We start from the raw sequence: 18,334 nt of genomic DNA, 5'->3' as shown, positions 1-18,334 counted from the left end.
GGTGCCAGAAACCGATTTTGAGCCTGCGTCGCCACGTCGCCCAATCCCGGCCCCGAATCCCGAACAGCTGCGTGAACCTCGGAGTTCGTTTCTGCAAGGTTGGGTGCGGCCGGAACACGTCCCGGGAGGTCCTGCATGACGAACCCGGAACTCTTTGTTGGTATTGACGTTTCTCAACTGCGTCTCGATGTTGCCTTGCACCCCACTGGAGAAACCTTCCACGTCAGGAACGACGAAGCCGGCTTTGAACTGCTCTGCACGCGCCTGGCCGCTGTGTCACCCACCCTGATCGTCTGTGAGGCCACCGGCGGAATGGAGCGCCCAGTTGTTCTGGCCTGCACCCTCGCCCAGCTCCCCATGGCCGTCGTCAATGCTCGGCAAGTCCGCAATTTCGCACGAGCAACAGGCCAGCTTGCCAAGACTGACCGCCTCGATGCTCTGATTCTCGCTCACTTCGCGCAGGCCGTACGGCCAGAAGTACGGCTCGTCCCTGACGAACAGATCCGTCATCTCGAAGCACTTGCGGTACGTCGCCGGCAAATCGTCACGATGTTGACCGCGGAACGGAACCGTCTGGGGGCCACGCACGATCAAGTCCTCCGAGGACATATCGAGAAACTCATCGCTCACCTGCAAGCACTCCGCAAAGACCTCGACCGCGAATTACTGGAGGCCGTCCAGGCTGACCCGACGACGCGGCATCGCTTTGAACTGCTGTGCAGTGCACCTGGTGTTGGTCCGGTGGTCGCATTGACGCTCCTGTCGGCTTTGCCAGAACTTGGCATGCTGTCCCGAGGGCAGGTTGCTGGGCTGGTGGGGGTCGCCCCACTCAATCGGGACAGCGGACGAATGCGGGGAAGACGCACGACTTGGGGTGGTCGGGCGGACGTTCGCACAGCGCTGTACATGGCGACCACCGTAGCAGTGAGGCACAATCCAACGATCAAGGCGCACTACGAGCAACTCGTCGCTCGGGGAAAACCAAAAATGGTGGCGCTGATCGCCTGCGGAAGTTCGTGGTCCGCCTGAACGCCATGATTCGAGCTGATGGACCGTGGCACGACCAAGTCGACCAAGCAGGCGGATCAGCAGGGTCGGTCAGCGCCGTAAACTAAAGGTGCCGACTTCGAAGTGAGCCAACAGAGCTCGTGCCGGTCCGACACGGATCCTTGTTCGAGGTCGGCTTCTTGTTCTGTCACTGTTCTTAGCGGGCTGGTCAAGGTTGGCGCCGCCAACCTTGACCAGCCCGAAGGCTCGAATCTTGACTTTCAAGACAGCTGCTCAAAACGTCGATGAGGAGTGAAAAGTCGGCTCCTGTAACGTGTTTCTGCTATGAAAACCGCTGGGAGCCGACCACCTCACGATACCCTGCAAGCCGCCCTCCTCAGTACCCCACATCTTGAGCTGAGTGCTGTATTGGAGCGGGAAAAGGTTGCATGACGAGGCTCAGGAGGATGGTTCGATCACTCGTTCCCCAGCGCAAAGCGGCAGCAAGGCGTTCCAAGCCGTACTTGACGAGACTCACCGCCCGGCGTCCGTGCTTTTTGCGCTTGATGGGCCGCTGCTCGTGGCACCATGTACCGATCCGCAAGCACCAAGCCATCGCCAGCGTCACTACGCCGACCAGCCGCTCCAACCGAGCGGGTTTGGTCATCGCACTCGCCTCAAGGTCGAACCCCCTCGATTTCTGCGCGCTGAAGGTGCTTTCTACCGACCACCTCAAGTGGTACACGCCTCTGGTCTCGTCGATTTTCAGGTCGGTGGCCAGGGCGAGCAGTTCACCCTCGGGCGTGCGCGTCACCACCAGTTGCATGACCTGACCGTAGATATTGGCTTTCTCCAGCACGCCGACCACCTGTCCCGGCTCGACGTACGCCCATCCCTCATCGAGCCGCAAATCATCCACGCGGCTGTCGCCTCGAATGCGCAAACAGCGTTTCACACCCCGACGCCTGAGAAAGGCAAACCACTCCCGCCCCACGAACTCTCGATCAGCGACCAGAACGCGCCATTGCTTCGCAGGCAGCACCTTCAGCAGTCGAGCGACCAGACGCTCGCGTGTCCTGGTGTCGCTGCTGCCCCCATGGGGCAGGGCCGTCCACACCAGCGGTAATGTGAAGCCTTCAAGCACCACGCCGAGCACAAGGACGTTCAAGTCGGCTTCGCCGTACTCCCAGTTCGTACGGTCCATCGTCATGACGAGCTTGTCATCAGGGAGGAGCGGCAAGAGCAGCTTCAAAAAAACGTCCTGATCGAGCTGAGGGTCGTGTAGGCAGCGCTCGACGCGGCGCAGCTTGACTGAACTGCTGGCGTGTCCGGGCAGATGAAGTGCGAGCCGAGCGTGCTTGGTCGAACGCGCTTGGATCAGAGCGGTGACGACGTCGGCGAGGCGTTGCAGGGTGTCTCGGCGCAGAAAGGGCAAATGGTGTTTGAACACCTCGCCGAGCTTGGTAGGATCAGTCAGAGCGGCTTCTTGGAGCGACACACTCCCTTGATGCCGCTCTTTTTGCGTTTATGCCGCGATCAAATCGCCCTTCTGGACGTTACCCACTCCGAGTTGTGGGGTACTGAGGCCGCCCTCGAGTCCGCCTTTCGCCTCGACGCGCGCCGCCTGGCCGTCCTGAGTGCGCTTATTGGAGCGTCAGGAATGGTATGTCCTAAACGCGTTCAATCGCAATTCTGATGCGTCAAGATGGCTGGCCCATACACCGTCACCACCGGAACCCACCCCTCAGTCAACTCGGCGAGCCGCGAACGGTCCAGCAACAAGTACCCCAGCTCGTCCACAGCTCGACTGGTCCTCCATAACGGAATGCGCTGAATGATGCCCGCCAGCTCTGTCAAGTCCGCTTCCTCCCAACGCCCGTAGGTCGAGCTGACGCACGGCGGATTCCCGCGGTAACGGGTGAAAAAACGCTTTAGTGCATCGTTCCTCAATAGCGGTAAAGAACCGCATGTCGCCGGAAGCGCGGCGTCCTCGCGGGTCGCCCCCACACCCATGGGCACGCCCTCGCATTCAACCGCCGCGTCCCGTCTTGCACGGCCTGCTCAACCTCCGCCGCGTCCACGAACGTCATGCCCGCAAACGCTTCTCGGCGCAGCAAACGCCACCACGGCTCGATCAGATTCAGCCAGCACGCGCCCTTCGGAATGAACACGTGTCTCACCCGTGGGTGCGTCTCCAACCACGCCTGTACTGGAGCGCTCTTGTGGCTTGCGAGGTTATCGCTCACCACCAAGATGTCCCCTTCCGGGTTGTCGCGCTCCACCGCCTCCAGGAGCTTGACGTATCCGACCGTGTTCCTCGATGGCCCGCACTGCGTGAGTACCTGTCCGTCTCGCACGCGCAGCGCCCCGTACACCCACGTGCGATCCAGCCCTCGGCTGTACTCCAGGGGCGCTTTCACCCGATGCCCGTCCTTCGTCCAGCCCCCTGCTGGTGGAAAGGTTCTTGGCGACACCGGGCCGAGTTCATCGACGCAGACGGTCGTCGCGTTCACCGGGCATTCGGTGTAGGCCGCGACGACCGCCGCTCTTTTGGGATGAAGTCCGCATCCGGGCTGGTGGCCCATGACCGGGGCTGCCTCCACCGCACGCCTTCGTGTTGCAGGATGCGGCGCACCTGACTCCGACCCACGATGATGCCCTGCTCACGAGCCACCTCGACCAAGGCATCGAGCGTCCACAGGGCGGGCTTCTTGACGTCCACGGCTACGAGTTCACCGCTCGCGTCACGCACGGCACGGCCAGGGGGAGTGCGGCCGACAAGGGTGATGAGTCGACCGCGCTCTTCTTGGGTGAGGCGCGGCTTGCGTCCCGCGCCGGGCAGTGTGTTCAGGCCTTCGAGGCCATGCGCGTTGAAGCGGGCGAAGCGTTCGCGCACGGTTTGGGGGTGACAGCCGAGGTGCTCGGCGATGGACATGGTGCGATGCCCGTCCCAGCTCAAGACGATCGTTTGGGCGCGCTGCTTGAGGTCATGCGGGGCGTGGCGAGCTCGAGCGAGCTGGCGGACCCGAGCCTCCTCGGTGGGATCGAGCGGAGGACGAGCAGAGAGGAGTTTGGGCATCGGGGCCTCCCATCATTCAAACTCTACTCCCATTGAGGAACGATGCATTAGTACTACAGCCGCATATGCAGGCGGGCACGGCGTTGGAAGTGGCAGCGCCGTGCCCTGGCTTGATGCTGTCGCCGCCACCTTGACCACTCCAGCACGAAGATAGGCTCAGGCTGGGATGGCCATACCAGCCGAGCGAGCAGACGACGTACCTCCGGCACGGTCAACGGGATGAGGTCGCCTCCCCGAACGCCCCCTTTTTATGCCCGGCACGCACAGCGACGAGTAAAGCGTAGGCAAACAAGGACAGCGTGACGTGGCGATGCCATCCAACCCACGACCGCACCTCATACTCATCCAACCCTGCGTCGTTCTTGGCCTGCTCAAAGCCAACCTCAATCGACCAGCGCGTTCCCGCTGCCCGCACCACCTCGTCCAGCGTCGTGCCGATGGGTGCAAACACCCGGTAGTAAGCCATTTCTTCGGGTTTGTCGACACTCCGTCGTGCCAGGATCCACTTGTCGAAGCCAGAGGCATTTGCTGGACGCAGATCATCGGTGAGGCCCAGCGACCGAAAGCTGATCCAGGCCCAGTCGAACTCCCGTTCGCCCTTGCTGCCCACGCCTGCCGACCTTCGCTGCCAAGACGACTTCCCGAGCTCTGCAAATAGTTCGGGCAGCTCGGCGATCCTCAAGCGGTTGTTCTCCAGAAAGCGGAGGACCGCGTTCGTCGCGGTAGCGAGTACATACGGCTGCTGTCTGGCCTCCAGGGAACGGCGCAACGCGGCAGCGGAGTACACGCTGTCACCGGTCACCCAGGCTGGCTTCACCTCAGCATTGAGCGCGCGTTCGATCATGGCCAGGCCGAGTTCGGCTTTGGTCTGAAATACACGCTCTTGGGGAATTCGGGCAGCGTCGCGCCGGCTGTTGTCGTTCACCCATTCCTGCGGTAAGAACAGCTCGCGGTCAATAAACGCGCTCCCGTGTTCGGTGGTATAGGCGAGAAATACGCCAAGCTGGCAGTTGTCGATGCCGCCCGCGGTGCCGCTGTACTGGCGTTTCACTCCGGCGGACTTGGTACCTTTTTTGATGAAACCTGTTTTGTCGACTACGAGGACACCGCCCGGCCCAAGGTGGTCGAGGACATAGCAGCGCAGATCATCGCGTACATCGTCGGCGTTCCACTCAGCCGTGGAGAGCAGGCGCTGCATCCCGTCCGGGGTGCGTTCCCCAGCGTGTTCGGCCAGTTGCCAGCCGTTGCGTCGCTCGAGGGGCGCGAGTAGACCACGCAGATAGGCAAGGCTGCGTTTTCTCGGTTCGGCACGTACGAAGCGTGGGGCGAGCCGCTTGGACAGGAGGGCCAGCTCGTGTTGCCACTCCTGTACGGCCTCGAGGCAGAGTCCGCTCATCCCTTGACCTTATCAACTGCGGCTGTAGTACTAGGCCGTGTGACTTTGGCCCGTGCGACGTTCCCTGCCGCGTTACGGTCGGCCTTGACGGTGTATCCGCACGCGAGGCACCGGTACGTCGCTTGATCGGAGCGGTTGCTCTTCTTTCCGCAACTGCATTCAGGGCAAGCTCGATTCGTGTCCGCGGGATTGACTGGAGCCACGCCAATTCCCCTCGAGGAGCCTTGCCTCCGTGACAAAGACGTCCTTGCAAAGCCTGTCACATACGCGTAAGCCAGTCCACATTGTGTTGCAAAAACGATTGTAAACTCAAGGAGCACCTACAAAAAGTTTTGCGATCTTGCGATCTGAGTTTCTCGTCTCCCAGAGAGGTCCCTCATGGCACACCAGTTCCATATCGGCATCGCTACACTGCTCGCCACCGCACTGCTGGCCCCAGCGGCCTCAGCGCAGCAGCCCAAAACCGGCGGCACCATCACCATTGCCCTCACCGAAGAACCCGACACGCTTGATCCGCAAAGAACCAGCACCCAGGTCGCCTCGATGATCCTGCGCTACGCAGGCGACACACTTGTTCAAAAAGACCCGGAAGGACAGATTATCGCTGGCCTCGCGAGCAGCTGGACCGTCAGCAATGACGGACTGACCTACACCTTCAAACTCAAGCCAGGCGTGAAATTCCACAACGGTGCCGCACTCGACGCAGCTGCCGTGAAAGCCTCCATCGAACGGGCCATCGACCCGAACCTGAAATCCCCCATCACAGCCGGGTACTTCGATCAGCTCGCCAGCGTCACCACGCCTGACAAGAACACCGTCGTCATCAAACTCAAGAAGCCTTCCGCGCTGTTCCTCGAGAACCTCGCCGACTCAAGGGCCTCCATCGTCCACGCCAGCAGCGCGAAAAGCGTTGGCAACCAGTTCGGTCGCGCGCCCGTGCTCAGCGGACCGTGGATGATCAGCAAATGGGATTCCGGTACGCAGATCACCTTGAAGCGCAACCCGAACTACAACTGGGGACCTGCTTACGTTCACAAAGGACCCGCTTACCTCGAGCAACTTACCTTCCGCGTGATTCCCGATTCGGCCACGCAGATCTCCGCCTTCAAAGCCAACGACGTCCAGGCACTCACGACCGTCCCACCGAACGACGTCGCTTCCCTGGAATCCGCCAGGAACGCCACACTCAATAAATCCCTGCGAACCGGTGTCGGTCTGTTTTTGGAGTTCAACACGACCAAAGCGCCTTTCAATGACGTGCGCGTCCGCAAGGCCATCAACATGCTCGTCAACAAGGACGCACTCGTGAAAGTCGTCCTCAAGGACCTCGGCGTTCCCGCTTGCGGCCCCCTCTCCCCTTCCTTGTGGGGGTACTGGAAAAACGCATGCAGCTACGCTCCGGAGTACGACGTGACGGCCGCCAAGGCCCTGCTTTCCCAGGCAGGCTGGAAACCCGGACCTGGCAATACCCTGCAAAAGGACGGCAAACCATTCGAGTTCACGCTGTACACCGCGCCGATCGACACATGGACGCAATCCGCGCAGCTCGTGCAGGCGATGCTGCAGCAGGCCGGCATCAAAATGAACATCCAGCAGTACGAATTCGGCACACTGCTCGAAAAGACCAAGGCAGGCGAGGACCAGGCTCACTTCATGGGTTACACCTACCCGAACGCCGATATCGTGTACCTGTGGTTCCACTCCGACAACGACAAGACAGGGCTGAACCTCAGCCACTACAAAAACGCGACGCTTGACCAGCTCATCGACCGTTCCCGCACCACGACGAACAGCAGCACCCGCATGAGCACCTACCAGGCCATTCAACAGCACATCATCGACCAGGCATTGTGGGCTCCGCTGTGGATCAACGAAAATTACAGCGCCGTCCGACCGAACTTGAAAGGCGTGAAGGTCAGCTTCGATGGAAGCCTGATCCTGAACGACGCCTACCTCGAAAGTAAATGATCGGATTCTTGCTTCGGCGTTTGGGTGGGGCTCTGATGGTCATCCTGGCCATCAGCGTCCTCACCTTCAGCATGCTGCACCTCGTTCCCGGCGATCCGGTCGCGATCATGCTCGGAGAGCAGGCCACCGCCGAACGCATCAGCGTCCTCCGTCAGCAGCTCGGTCTGGACCGACCACTGTACGTGCAGTACGGCACCTTCCTGCTCAACGCTCTGCAAGGTGACTTCGGGACCTCCATCCGCAGCGGTCAACCGGTCCTGCAGGAAGTCACGCGTCAATTGCCGGCCACTCTCATCCTCGCACTGAGCGCCGTCGCCATCGCCGCACCTCTCGGGATCTTGCTCGGCACGGTCGCGGCCGTCACCCGTTCCCGCTTCCTGGAGTTCCTCACGACGACCGTCCCTCTGATCGGCCTTTCGATGCCGACCTTCTGGAGTGGACTGCTGATGATTTTGCTGTTCAGCTTGTATTTGGAATGGCTGCCCGTCGTGGGGAACGCTGGTCTGGCTTCGCTGATCATGCCTGCCATCGCGCTGGCACTCCCGGCGTCAGCCGTCATCGCCCGCATGACCCGCTCCACGCTTGCCGAGGTCCTTGGCCAGGATTACGTCCGCACCGCCCGCGCCAAAGGCCTCCTGGAACGCGTCGTCACTTACAAGCACGCTCTTCGCAACGCGCTCATTCCGACCGTCACGATCATCGGCCTTCAATTCGGAGGTTTGATCGGCGGTGCGGTCATCGTCGAATCGGTCTTCGCAAGGCCCGGACTCGGACGTCTCGCCGTGAACGCCATTCTCACGCGTGACTTCCCGATGGTGCAGGCCGTCGTTCTGTTCGGCGCAGTCGGCTACGTCCTCGTCAACCTGCTCGTGGACCTTCTATACAGCGTCCTCGATCCGAGGATCCGCCAATGAGCGTCGCCACACTACGACTCCGCGTCCGCGACCGCCGCCCAAGGCTTCCCAAAGCCTTCCGCAAACCCGCCGCGCACCTCGGTCTGGCACTCGTCATCGTCGCCGTGCTCACAGCTCTGTTCGCGCCCTGGATCGCGCCTCACAGCCCGACCGAGTCCTTCTTTGACGCGATTCAGCAACCACCTTCCTGGCGATTCCCTTTCGGTACCGACGAACTCGGACGCTGCGTGCTGTCACGCGTCATTCACGGCGCGCGCATCTCCCTTTCCGTCGCTCTCAGCGCCGTCCTCATCGGGCTGTCCATCGGAACGCTGCTCGGACTGCTGGCAGGGTACTTCCGCGGATGGCTCGACACGATCCTGATGCGCGTCACGGACGTCATGCTGGCCTTTCCCGAGATTCTCCTCACGATCGCGATCGTCGCGATTCTCGGACCTGACCTGAAAAACACCGTGCTTGCCGTGGGGCTCGCCGCGGTTCCCGTGTACGCTCGCACCGTGCGAAGCGCCGTTTTGCAAATCCGCGAACTCGAGTACATCCAGGCTGCCACCGCGCTCGGACGCAGCGAAAGAGGCATCCTTCTTCGGCACATCCTCCCGAACGTCACTTCGCCGATCATCGTCGTCGCGACCGTCAACGTCGGAACCGCCATCCTGATCACGGCCGGACTCAGTTACGTCGGTCTTGGCGCGCAACCGCCCACACCTGAGTGGGGAGCGATGCTCAGCGCGTCCCGCGCGTACCTGCAAAACGGCTGGTGGATCGCGACTTTCCCAGGACTGGCCATCACCATGCTGGTCATCGCCTTCAACCTTATCGGGGACGCCGCGCGCGACGTACTCGATCCACGCCACCGGCAACGTTAAGGAATTATGCTCGAAATCGTACAGCATTACAGTCAACTGTTCGGTCCTTCCGGAGCGGAGGACCGCGTCATCACCGCCTTCGTCAACGACATGCGCGCATGTGGACTGAGTCCCCGCGTGGACGCTCTCGGCAACGTCATCGTGCCAGTGCGCGAGCCCGACCCTGGTTACCCGCACATCATGGTGTCCGCCCACCTCGACGAGATCGGAGTCGTCATCCGAGCCGTCACCCCCGACGGCTTCCTGCGAGTGCACCGCGTCGGAGGCATGCACGACCGAGTCGTGCCAGGACAGCGTTTCATGTTCCTCGCAGACGACGGGCAACTCATCGAAGGCATCGCGGGAGTAAAAGCCAAGCATGCCAGCGACGCGAACGAACTCACCCAGGCGACCAGCATCGACGACGTGTACATCGACGTCCTCGCCCGCTCCGCAAGCGACGTCGCCGCGCTCGGTCTGCGCGTCGGATGCCTCGGCACCTTCACTGCTTCCTTCACCACCAGGGGCGACCTGGTGTGCGGCAAAGCCCTCGACGACCGCGCCGCCGTCGCCGTCCTCATTCAACTCGCCCGCTCACTGCAGGACAAGAACTTCCAAGCGGGACTCACCATCGTCGGCACGGTCCAGGAAGAATTCAGCATTCGCGGAGGCATCCCAGCCGCGGCGGTCGTACAGCCAGACCTGGCTTTGTGCCTCGACATCGCCCTCGCGACCGACACGCCCGACATGCGCGGAGCGGGCGACCTGCCACTCGGCGGAGGAGCAGTCCTCGGCGGCTTTTCACGCGCCGCCGTGAACGGCATCATCCCAAACCCAAAACTCGTCAAGTACGCCCGAGCCACCGCCAGCAAGCACGACATCCCAATCATGTTCGGAGTCATGCAAGGAGGCCTCACAGACGGGTCATTCATGCAGTACACCGGAGAAGGCATACCCTTCCTCGACCTCGGCTTCTCCACCCGCTACACCCACACGCCCGTCGAAACGTGCAGCCTCAAAGACCTCGAAGCGCTCGCCCGCCTTTGCGAAGCGATGATTCGTGACGTTCCGCAGCAATTCGACCTCACACGTGGCATGCACACACCCCAACACCAGCAAACCGCGGAGCGCGCATGACGAACATCACCGAACGCGAAGACCTCGATTTGCGCGTGCACGCCATCGACGAGACTCGGAAAGTCGCCGAACGCGCCTTACAAAGCCAATTGCCGGGAAACTGGACCTGGCTCACACCGCAAGCCCGCGTCGCCGCCACCGACCGCGTATCCATCCTCGCCAAACCGCAAGTCAGCGCCACGCAGGTGACCGAAGCGCTGCTCGGAGAAGAAGTCGATTTGCTCGAAGAGCGCGAAAACGGATGGGCCTGGGTTCGCACCCGTCATGACGGATACCTCGGCTTCACGCGCCTGGACCAACTCAGCGAAAACCCAACGGGACCCACCTTGCAAGTCACCGCTCTGCGAGGTCACCTGTTCCGCGCTCCGAACATCACATCCCCGATCCTAGGCGTTCTCTCCTGCGGCGCGCGCGTCGCGCTGCTCGACGAAACCCCGATTCAGGACCGCGAAAGGATGTGGTGGCGAACCCGTTACTGCGGTGAGGACGCGTACGTGCAGACCAGCACAACCGACCCCATCCCAGGCGGAACATGCCGGAACCTCACCTTTATTCAGAAGTTCCTCGACACGCCGTACGTGTGGGGAGGACGCAGCGCGTGGGGCATCGACTGCTCCGGACTCGCGCAATTGTTCCACGCCAACCGCGTACCACGCGACGCCAATCAGCAAGAAGCGTACCTGCCACGCGTGACCAAACCAAAAGCAGGTGACCTGGCCTTCTTTCCAGGGCACGTTGGCATCATGCTCAATGAAAGAGACGTGCTGCACGCCAATGCCACTCACATGCGTGTCACCATCGAAACGCTCGGCGAAGGTACCTACGGAGAGCGGCTCGCGCACGAACTGCGCGGCTTCGGACGCTACACCGACTCGGCACCAGAGGAGGTCGGCACATGAACGTCACGTGGGAAACACACGACCTCCGCACAGCACAACCATTCGGCATCGCACGCTGGACACACAGCCTGTACCCCCGCACATTCGTGACGTTGCAGCACGAAGGACGCATAGGACGAGGAGAAGCCGCACCGAACGCCTTCTACGGCGAAAACCGCGCGACCGTAGAAGCCGTCCTGCCAAGCCTCGCCACGGCCCTGCGAGACCCATGGGACTGGGAAGGCCTGCAGCGCGCCTTCGCGTCCCTTTTCCCCTACGACCACCCGAGCGTGAAATGCGCTCTGGAAAGCGCCGCACTCGAATGGTGCGCCGTGACGGCAGGCGTGCCGGTGTGGCGACTCCTGGGCCTCTCGAACCGGCCCATCCCGGAAACGAGTTACACCATCAGCATCGCGGGCATTCCGGACATGCGCCGCCAAACGCGTGAAGCCATCAAGGCAGGACACTCTACCCTCAAAGTCAAGCTCGGCACGGAAAGTGACGAAGCGATCCTCACGGCACTGCGTGAGGAAGCGCCGAACGCGCGCGTCCGCGTGGACGCCAATGCCGCCTGGTCAAGGTCGCAGGCGAAGAGGATGCTGGACGTCCTCAACGCCGCGAACGTCGAATTCGTGGAGCAGCCACTCAAAGCCCACGACCTCGAAGGTCACGCGGAACTCCGGCGCGTCTCGAAAGTCCTGATCGTCGCGGACGAAAGCCTTCACCACGTCGAGGACGTGCCCCGCCTCGCCAACGCGTTCGACGCCGTCAATCTGAAACTCGCGAAGCTCGGCGGTCCCATCCAGACCCTGCACGCCCTCAGAACAGCCCGCGCTCTGGGCATGAACGTCATGCTCGGATGCATGATCGAATCGAGCCTCGGCATCGCCGCTGCCGTTCATCTCGCCGGTCTCGCCGACTGGGTCGATCTGGACGGAGCGTTACTGCTCGCCGCGGATCCCTTTGAAGGACTCTCTTGGGAGGCCGGGCACGTTGCGCGACCGGGCTCACCCGGTTGGGGCGTACGCGCCGTCACTCACCACGTGCACGCCGAAACGCTACCCTGACATGCCGTGAATCCCAAGCGCGTTCACGAAGCCGAGCCTTCACGTGACGCCTACCTTTCATTGTGGCAGCATGATTCTCATGCTCAGCGTGCCAATTCAAAAAGCAGGACAAGGCATCCATTCATCGCGCCAGGTTCCCAGAGGCAACGCAGCATGATCCGCGAAGTGGTGAATGAACACTACACGCAATTGACGAGAAGCGAGCAGGCGATCGCGCAACTGCTGCTCGACCGCATGGAAGAAGTGCCTTTCCTGAACGCCACGGAAGTCGCGTTCGCGCTGAATCTCTACCCTTCGAGCGTGACACGCTTCGCGCAGAAGCTCGGCTTCAAAGGCTACCCTGACCTGCAACTCAGCGTCCGCAAAGAACTTCGCGCCGCGCCGCCGCAAGCCAGCAGCGCCACGAGCATCGTCGCGCGCCACCTGAGCAGCGAAACGAAAAACTTCGAGGAACTGCAGAAACTCGACGCTTCGTGCGTCGAACGAATGGTGGACTCGCTGGTGACCGCGCCGCAAGTCTGGATTTTCGGACCGCGCTCCAGCCTCGGCGTGGCTGACCTGATGGCGCACTTCCTGTCCTTCCTCAGGCCCGGCGTCAACCACCTTCCACCGTCCGTCGGGCATTTCCCGGAACGCCTGCTTGACGTCCGTCAAGGAGACGTTCTGCTGATGTTCACCTTGCAGCGCCACTCGACGCTCGCCACCCGCGTCGCTCAGGACGCCACGAACCGCGGCGCGACGCTCCTGATCGTCAGTGACGGCGGACCAGCCCCCATCAACACGCTCGCGTCGCAGCTCCTCACCGTCCCCGTCCGCGGAATTGGGGGATTCGTGTCCCTCACCGCCATGATGAGCGTATGCATCCTATTCGGCGTCGCCTGCGCCGAACGGCTCGGACCGGAACGCCTGCTCGACGCCGAAGCGCTGTGGGACCGCTTCGAACTGTACGAAAAACCGGACTCCCGCTGACAAAGCAAGGCACCACGTTCACATTTTCGAGAAAGAACAGGGTCCCTTCATGCCCACGACTATCCCCAAAACCATCCACGCGCTCCTGTCTCAGCATCCCGGCAAAGTCGCGATCCGCGTCGAAAGCCTTGAAGGACAGTTGCTGCTCAGCGAATCCGACACACACGTGTTCCCGTCCGCGTCCATTATCAAGGTGCCTCTCCTCGTGCGAGCCTTGCAACGCGTGGAACGAGGAGACTTCCAACTGCACGACCGGATCATCATGCGAAGCGAGGAACGCGTGACCGGATCGGGCATCCTGCGCGACCTCGACGGCGACCTCCAACTCACCCTGCGAGACGCGCTCACACTCATGATCATCGTGAGTGACAACACCGCAACGAACCTCGTCATCGAACAACTGAGCATCGACGACGTGAACGCCTTTCTCGCCGACGAAGGCATGCACGATACAGCCCTCATCGGCCTTCTCCAGGTGACACCCAACCGATTCACCGCACGGCAACGCGCCGGTGAACGCAACCGCACCACGGCACGCGACATGACGACGCTGCTGGGAAAACTCGCGCGCGGCGAACTGCTCAAACCCGAACTCACGAAAATTGCGCTGGACATCCTGGCAAGACAGCACTACAAGGACATCCTCGGGAGACACGTCCCCACCGACGAACACGGTGAAGCGGTGTACCGCGTGGCCAGCAAAACGGGATCCCTGCCAGGCGTGCGTCACGACGTCGGCATCGTATGGACTCCGGAACCACTGGTGCTCGCCGTCCTGAGCGAGGGAGGTCACGACCCGCTTTACCACCCCGACAACCACGAAGTGCAGCTTTTGGCGCGAGTGGCGCGCGCATTACTGACCGAACACGGAAGAATGCCCGATCCGCGTGACGGCAAGGCACGCTCAGCGGGATAAGCGGCGCCGGAAAAGCGTCCCTTTCCCAGCCGTTTCAAGTGACTGGCCCCATACGTGAACGCAGGTTCTTCTCAGGCCACGGCATTCTCCTTCTGGGCAACGGTCGTGGCCGCGGCCTAGCTACCCATCAAAACGTGGCATGAGCGCCGCGAGCGCACGCCACGACGACGTCGACGGCTGCAACAGCAGATCCTGCAAGGTATCCAACCCCAACCGGGATACACTCGCTGCCGTGTATCCATGCGCTTTGCGCCGCACGACTTCCCGACCAGTCAGCACCGCGCCCGTCAGTCACGCCTACCTGTACTTCGGCACTATTCGCTTGGGTATGCACTTTGGTCCGGAGGACCGCGTAGGACGTCGAACGTCGCCTTGACCGCGGCCTTTTTAGCTTCACGTGCATCGAGGCTGCACACGGCAGCTACGGAAGCGGATAATGTCATCATTCCCCAGCGCCTGCCGACCCATAACGTCTGGATGGCGGTGTGCAGTGACGTGCCAGCATCGAGTAAGGTACACAACTCGTGCTCAAGCCGCTGGTCTCGATTCGACGAGCGAAACACGGACATAACTTCAGCGTAACTATCTACACCCGCTTGGAGTGCGTCCTATTCATGATTTGTTGTTGTATTGCTCGCACACTGGACTTTTGCCATGCAGCCTCTTCAGTGGAAGACGATGTTCCAGCAGTGGTTTGAGCCCTTCCAGCAAGCTCTCAAACGCAAAGCCCAGCAGAAATGGGCCACCGTCTACCTGCAAGGCTTGTGCAGCAATGCCCACCGCAAAAGCATGCAGCCCATCGCGGAAGAAGTCGCACCTGGAAAGCATGACCGTGTGCAGCACTTCATCACCGACTCGCCCTGGGAAACTGCCCCTCTCGAAGTTGTTCTTGCCAGGAAGGCCGACGCGCTGCTGGGTGGGCCGGACGCCTGCCTGATCATCGACGATACCTGCCTCAGCAAATTTGGCAAACACTCCGTCGGGGTGACACGGCAGTATTCTGGGCAGGAAGGCAAAATCACTAACTGCCAGAGCCTGGTTTCACTAACGCTGGCCTGTAACGACGTTCCTGTGCCCGTGGCACTCCGACTGTTCTTGCCCAAGGAGTGGACGGACGATCCTGACCGTTGTAACCGAGCGGGCATTCCGGAAGATCAGCAACGTTATCGTCCCAAATGGCAGATGGCCCTCGCTGAGCTCGACCAGGTTCGCAAGAACGTCACGTTCGGCGTTGTTCTGGCTGATGCCGGGTACGGGATGAATGCTGAATTCCGCCAAGGGCTATCGCAGCGATGCCTGGTCTGGTCGGTTGGAATCCTGCGGACTCAGAAGGTGTACAGCACGGACGTGCGGCTGAGCCCCTACGAAGTGAAACGCAATGGGCGACCTCCAAAACGGCTTCCGATTCCGTCCGAGCAACGCGAGACGGTGGAAGCTGTGCTGGACCGCGTTGAATGGGAAACGATTACGTGGCGGGTGGGTACGAAAGGGCCGTTGACCGCCAAGTTCGCTGTCGCGCACGTTCGTACGGCGGATGGGGCAATGCTGCGGAACGGGCAGCACCTTCCCGGCGAGGAAGTGTGGATCATTGGCGAGGAACGCAAACCTGGGGAACGCAAGTACTATGCCAGCAACCTTCCCGCCAGCACGCCAAAAGGGCAGCTGGTGGAGATCACCAAAAGGCGTTGGTCCTGTGAATTGATGCACCGGGACGCCAAGGAAGAACTGGGCTTGGATCATTTCGAGGGGCGGTCATGGCGGGGACTGCATCACCACGCTTTGCTCTGCATGATCGCGCTGAACTTCCTGCAATGGCTTCGACGTCAGGGTAGTGAGTGCGCTGATGCCGCTACAGTTCCAGCGGTTCGGTTGCTTCTGAGTCGTGTGTTCAGTGGATGTGGTGGTTGCGCCGCGTGCCCGTTGGGGCCATTGTTTTCACAAGGCCCATAGTGCGTTCCGAACTCCTGTATTCCGCGTAAACTGCGGTTCGTAATGCCGGCGCCCTTATTGGATTCGCAACACCTTGACCTGTTCGGCTTTGTGCCGGGTTGGGTCAGTGTGGGAATCGTCACCCCACCGATTCTCCAGGAGCTCCTGGAGAAGTGGAGCGAGGGAGTAGATCTTAACCCTGAGCATTACCGCTGGGCGGCATTTACACGCTATGTCACACGGCAGAGACCCCTCTCCGAGGAGCTGTTTGATCAATTGTGGCTGCTAGGGGTAGAAGAGGCCGATCGTCCCATGGGTACGTCAATGCTGATGGAGTTGGTTTTGGAGCCCAACTGTCCTCGCTGGCTCTTGGAACGTGCGCTGACGTCAGGACGAGCTTCAGTAGTGAAGAATGCTGTCGCGAAGCTATCACAGTATCACTGAATTGACCTCCAGCTGCTATCCCTGATGAATAGTGCCGAAGTACAGCTACGGCGTGTTTGCAAAGCAGGAGTAATGATGCTCTCAGACGCAGGCGGTAACGTTCAACACCGTGTCAGCGTGACCTTTCAGACGAACAATGGGCCATCCTTCAACCCCTGCTCCCACCCCAACAGCCCAACACCGGTCGTCCCGCCTTTGACCACCGCTCCTTCCTCAACGGCATCCTCTGGATCCTCCGCACCGGAGCGCCGTGGCGCGATCTCCCAGAACGGTACGGCAAGTGGGCCAGCATCTACTCGCGCTTTCGGCGCTGGACGCTCGCGGGAATATGGGGACGCGTTCTGGCCGAACTGCAACGCATCGCGGATGCCAGCGGGTTGATCGACTGGGACAAGCACTACGTTGATGGCACGACCATCCGAGCTCACCAATGCGCTGCAGGCGCACCTGGTGGACAAGCGACACAAGCCCTTGGGCGTTCACGTGGTGGCTTCACTACCAAGATCCACCTCCGAGCCGAAGGTAACGGCAAACCACTGGTGTTCGTCCTCTCCAGCGGCGAGCGACACGAATCCCGCTACCTGGAGTGGCTTGTCGTACTCGGCAAGGTGAAACGACACGGTCCTGGCCGCCCTCGTTTCCGACCAAAGAAGCTCGTTGGGGACAAGGGCTATAGTTTCCCCAGCCTGAGGGACAAGTTGCGCCGGCGAGGCATCACGCCCGTCATCCCAACGAAAAGCAACCAAGAGAAAGACGACACGTTCGATCAGGCGCTGTACCGCGAGCGCAATAAGGTGGAACGGACCATCAACCGCTTGAAACGCTATCGCCGTGTCGCCACTCGGTACGAGAAGCTGGCCTGCATGTACGCAGGCCTGGTCCTGCTGGCATGCGTGCTGGAATGGCTGGCATGAGCTTTGCCAACACGCGTAGTCGGTTTCGGCATATGGTCTTCCTTTCTGAAGACTACGTCCCCTTCAATCCGCCCACAAAATTCTGGTCACCCTCGCAGAATGCTTACTTTGGGCAATACAACACGTCGTCTCCCTGACAAACACTCGTCACCAGCGCTGGTGCTAGCGAAGGACCGCAAACGATACCTGCACCACTGGAGGAACAACCCGCTCACTTCCGCATCAAAAAGTTGAGTGACATCAAGCCGTTCAGTCCTGACTGCCCACGTTTTCCTTGCCACTGACTTTTGCAACACGAGAACGCCGTATTCACCGCACACCCGTGGTCATTGTAAAACCCTTCGTTTCGCGCGTTCTGGAGGGCTCATTCACTGGGTCTGGGCAGCGAAAGGTCGGCTACCGAACTCCCTTGGCAGGCTGAACCAGAACGTCGCACCTTCGTTCGGCTTGCCTTCCGCCCACACTCGCCCCCCATGCCGCGTCACGATGCGCTTCACGTTGGCCAGGCCCAACCCTGCCCCTTCGAATTCCTCCAGGCGATGCAGCCGTGAAAAGGGCGCGAACAGCTTGTCCCCGAAGCGCGGGTCGAACCCTGACCCGTTGTCCCGTACGAACACGACCACCTCGTCCCCCTGCACCTCGGCGCCCACCTCAACCTGCGCCACCTCGTTCCGGCTGGTGTATTTCAGCGCGTTGCCCAGCAGGTTCGCCAGCACCTGCCGCAACAACTCCGCGTCCCCCTGTACGGACGGCAGGTCTCGCACGCACCACGTTACCGCGCGGTCCTCCCAGTCAGGCCGCAGATCCTCCCACGCGTCGCGCACGACCTCCGTCAAACTCACCGGGTCCAGCGAAGGGGCTCTCCCGCAGGTGATGTGCAGCTGAGCCAGG

At 61.3% G+C, this 18,334-nt stretch carries 17 protein-coding genes and 3 pseudogenes; 12 read left to right on the top strand and 8 right to left on the bottom strand.

Annotation, left to right across the window (positions count from 1 at the left end; genetic code table 11):
* Positions 1-135 precede the first annotated feature (135 nt).
* Positions 136-1,115: pseudogene (locus DEIPE_RS23380) on the top strand (IS110 family RNA-guided transposase).
* A 269-nt stretch (positions 1,116-1,384) separates the two neighbouring features.
* Here DEIPE_RS23380 and DEIPE_RS19585 read toward each other — a convergent pair.
* From DEIPE_RS19585 to DEIPE_RS25615, 6 genes are all read right to left on the bottom strand, one after another.
* Entirely contained in the window at positions 1,385-2,485 is a 1,101-nt protein-coding gene (locus DEIPE_RS19585; RefSeq protein WP_015231310.1) for an IS4 family transposase, read from the bottom strand.
* A 182-nt stretch (positions 2,486-2,667) separates the two neighbouring features.
* Positions 2,668-3,000, bottom strand: coding sequence for a DUF6210 family protein (locus DEIPE_RS25140; protein ID WP_245557688.1), 333 nt, complete (start codon positions 2,998-3,000; stop codon positions 2,668-2,670).
* Positions 2,934-3,572, bottom strand: coding sequence for an IS630 family transposase (locus DEIPE_RS19575; protein WP_217218470.1), 639 nt, complete (start codon positions 3,570-3,572; stop codon positions 2,934-2,936). The genes DEIPE_RS25140 and DEIPE_RS19575 overlap by 67 nt, the downstream gene beginning before the upstream one ends.
* Positions 3,497-4,066, bottom strand: coding sequence for a helix-turn-helix domain-containing protein (locus DEIPE_RS23370; protein ID WP_015231308.1), 570 nt, complete (start codon positions 4,064-4,066; stop codon positions 3,497-3,499). Before DEIPE_RS23370 ends, DEIPE_RS19575 begins: the two co-directional genes overlap by 76 nt.
* A 211-nt stretch (positions 4,067-4,277) precedes the next feature.
* Positions 4,278-5,462: an IS701 family transposase gene (locus DEIPE_RS19565; protein ID WP_041231789.1), complete on the bottom strand. Its 1,185-nt coding sequence runs from the start codon at positions 5,460-5,462 to the stop codon at positions 4,278-4,280.
* A complete protein-coding gene (locus DEIPE_RS25615) occupies positions 5,459-5,725 on the bottom strand; it encodes a zinc ribbon domain-containing protein (protein WP_425387771.1) in 267 nt (88 codons plus the stop codon). The genes DEIPE_RS19565 and DEIPE_RS25615 overlap by 4 nt, the downstream gene beginning before the upstream one ends.
* A 115-nt stretch (positions 5,726-5,840) precedes the next feature.
* Here DEIPE_RS25615 and DEIPE_RS19560 point away from each other — a divergent pair, with 115 nt between their 5' ends.
* The 8 genes from DEIPE_RS19560 (at position 5,841) to DEIPE_RS19525 (ending at position 14,156) form a co-directional block, all read left to right on the top strand.
* Complete coding sequence (locus DEIPE_RS19560; RefSeq protein WP_015231307.1) at positions 5,841-7,430, top strand: ABC transporter substrate-binding protein; 1,590 nt, start codon at positions 5,841-5,843, stop codon at positions 7,428-7,430.
* The gene (locus tag DEIPE_RS19555; RefSeq protein ID WP_015231306.1) at positions 7,427-8,344 is read left to right on the top strand and encodes an ABC transporter permease; all 918 of its coding nucleotides are present in this window, start codon (positions 7,427-7,429) and stop codon (positions 8,342-8,344) included. Before DEIPE_RS19560 ends, DEIPE_RS19555 begins: the two co-directional genes overlap by 4 nt.
* Positions 8,341-9,210 (top strand): nickel transporter permease, encoded by an 870-nt coding sequence (gene nikC, locus DEIPE_RS19550; RefSeq protein ID WP_015231305.1) that lies wholly within the window; start codon positions 8,341-8,343, stop codon positions 9,208-9,210. Before DEIPE_RS19555 ends, nikC begins: the two co-directional genes overlap by 4 nt.
* Before the next feature lie 6 nt (positions 9,211-9,216).
* Entirely contained in the window at positions 9,217-10,326 is a 1,110-nt protein-coding gene (locus DEIPE_RS19545) for a M42 family metallopeptidase (protein ID WP_015231304.1), read from the top strand.
* Positions 10,323-11,225, top strand: a complete 903-nt coding sequence (locus DEIPE_RS19540; RefSeq protein WP_015231303.1) for a C40 family peptidase — start codon at positions 10,323-10,325, stop codon at positions 11,223-11,225. Before DEIPE_RS19545 ends, DEIPE_RS19540 begins: the two co-directional genes overlap by 4 nt.
* Positions 11,222-12,271 (top strand): dipeptide epimerase, encoded by a 1,050-nt coding sequence (locus DEIPE_RS19535; protein WP_015231302.1) that lies wholly within the window; start codon positions 11,222-11,224, stop codon positions 12,269-12,271. Before DEIPE_RS19540 ends, DEIPE_RS19535 begins: the two co-directional genes overlap by 4 nt.
* Positions 12,272-12,424: 153 nt before the next feature.
* Entirely contained in the window at positions 12,425-13,240 is an 816-nt protein-coding gene (locus DEIPE_RS19530) for a MurR/RpiR family transcriptional regulator (RefSeq protein WP_015231301.1), read from the top strand.
* A 49-nt stretch (positions 13,241-13,289) separates the two neighbouring features.
* A complete protein-coding gene (locus DEIPE_RS19525; RefSeq protein ID WP_015231300.1) occupies positions 13,290-14,156 on the top strand; it encodes a serine hydrolase in 867 nt (288 codons plus the stop codon).
* A gap of 120 nt (positions 14,157-14,276) precedes the next feature.
* Here the strand turns inward: DEIPE_RS19525 and DEIPE_RS25135 are convergent.
* Positions 14,277-14,414 (bottom strand): annotated as a pseudogene (locus tag DEIPE_RS25135) (IS4 family transposase); the annotation flags it as partial.
* A 396-nt stretch (positions 14,415-14,810) separates the two neighbouring features.
* Between DEIPE_RS25135 and DEIPE_RS19520 the strand changes: the two are divergent.
* The 3 genes and pseudogenes from DEIPE_RS19520 to DEIPE_RS22655 all read left to right on the top strand — a co-directional run.
* Entirely contained in the window at positions 14,811-16,106 is a 1,296-nt protein-coding gene (locus tag DEIPE_RS19520; protein ID WP_015231299.1) for an IS701 family transposase, read from the top strand.
* 42 nt (positions 16,107-16,148) lie between these two features.
* Positions 16,149-16,529, top strand: a complete 381-nt coding sequence (locus tag DEIPE_RS19515) for a hypothetical protein (protein WP_015231298.1) — start codon at positions 16,149-16,151, stop codon at positions 16,527-16,529.
* 119 nt (positions 16,530-16,648) lie between these two features.
* Positions 16,649-17,443: pseudogene (locus DEIPE_RS22655) on the top strand (IS5 family transposase); the annotation flags it as partial.
* A gap of 368 nt (positions 17,444-17,811) precedes the next feature.
* On the opposite strand, the gene DEIPE_RS19505 reads toward DEIPE_RS22655, so the two are convergent.
* Positions 17,812-18,267, bottom strand: coding sequence for a sensor histidine kinase (locus DEIPE_RS19505; protein ID WP_245557677.1), 456 nt, complete (start codon positions 18,265-18,267; stop codon positions 17,812-17,814).
* Between the last annotated feature and the right edge of the window lie 67 nt (positions 18,268-18,334).

The organism is Deinococcus peraridilitoris DSM 19664 (assembly GCF_000317835.1).
Classification (GTDB): Bacteria; Deinococcota; Deinococci; order Deinococcales; family Deinococcaceae; genus Deinococcus_A; species Deinococcus_A peraridilitoris.
The sequence above is the reverse complement of the archived record's forward strand: the minus strand, read 5'-3'. Positions and strand labels throughout refer to the sequence as shown.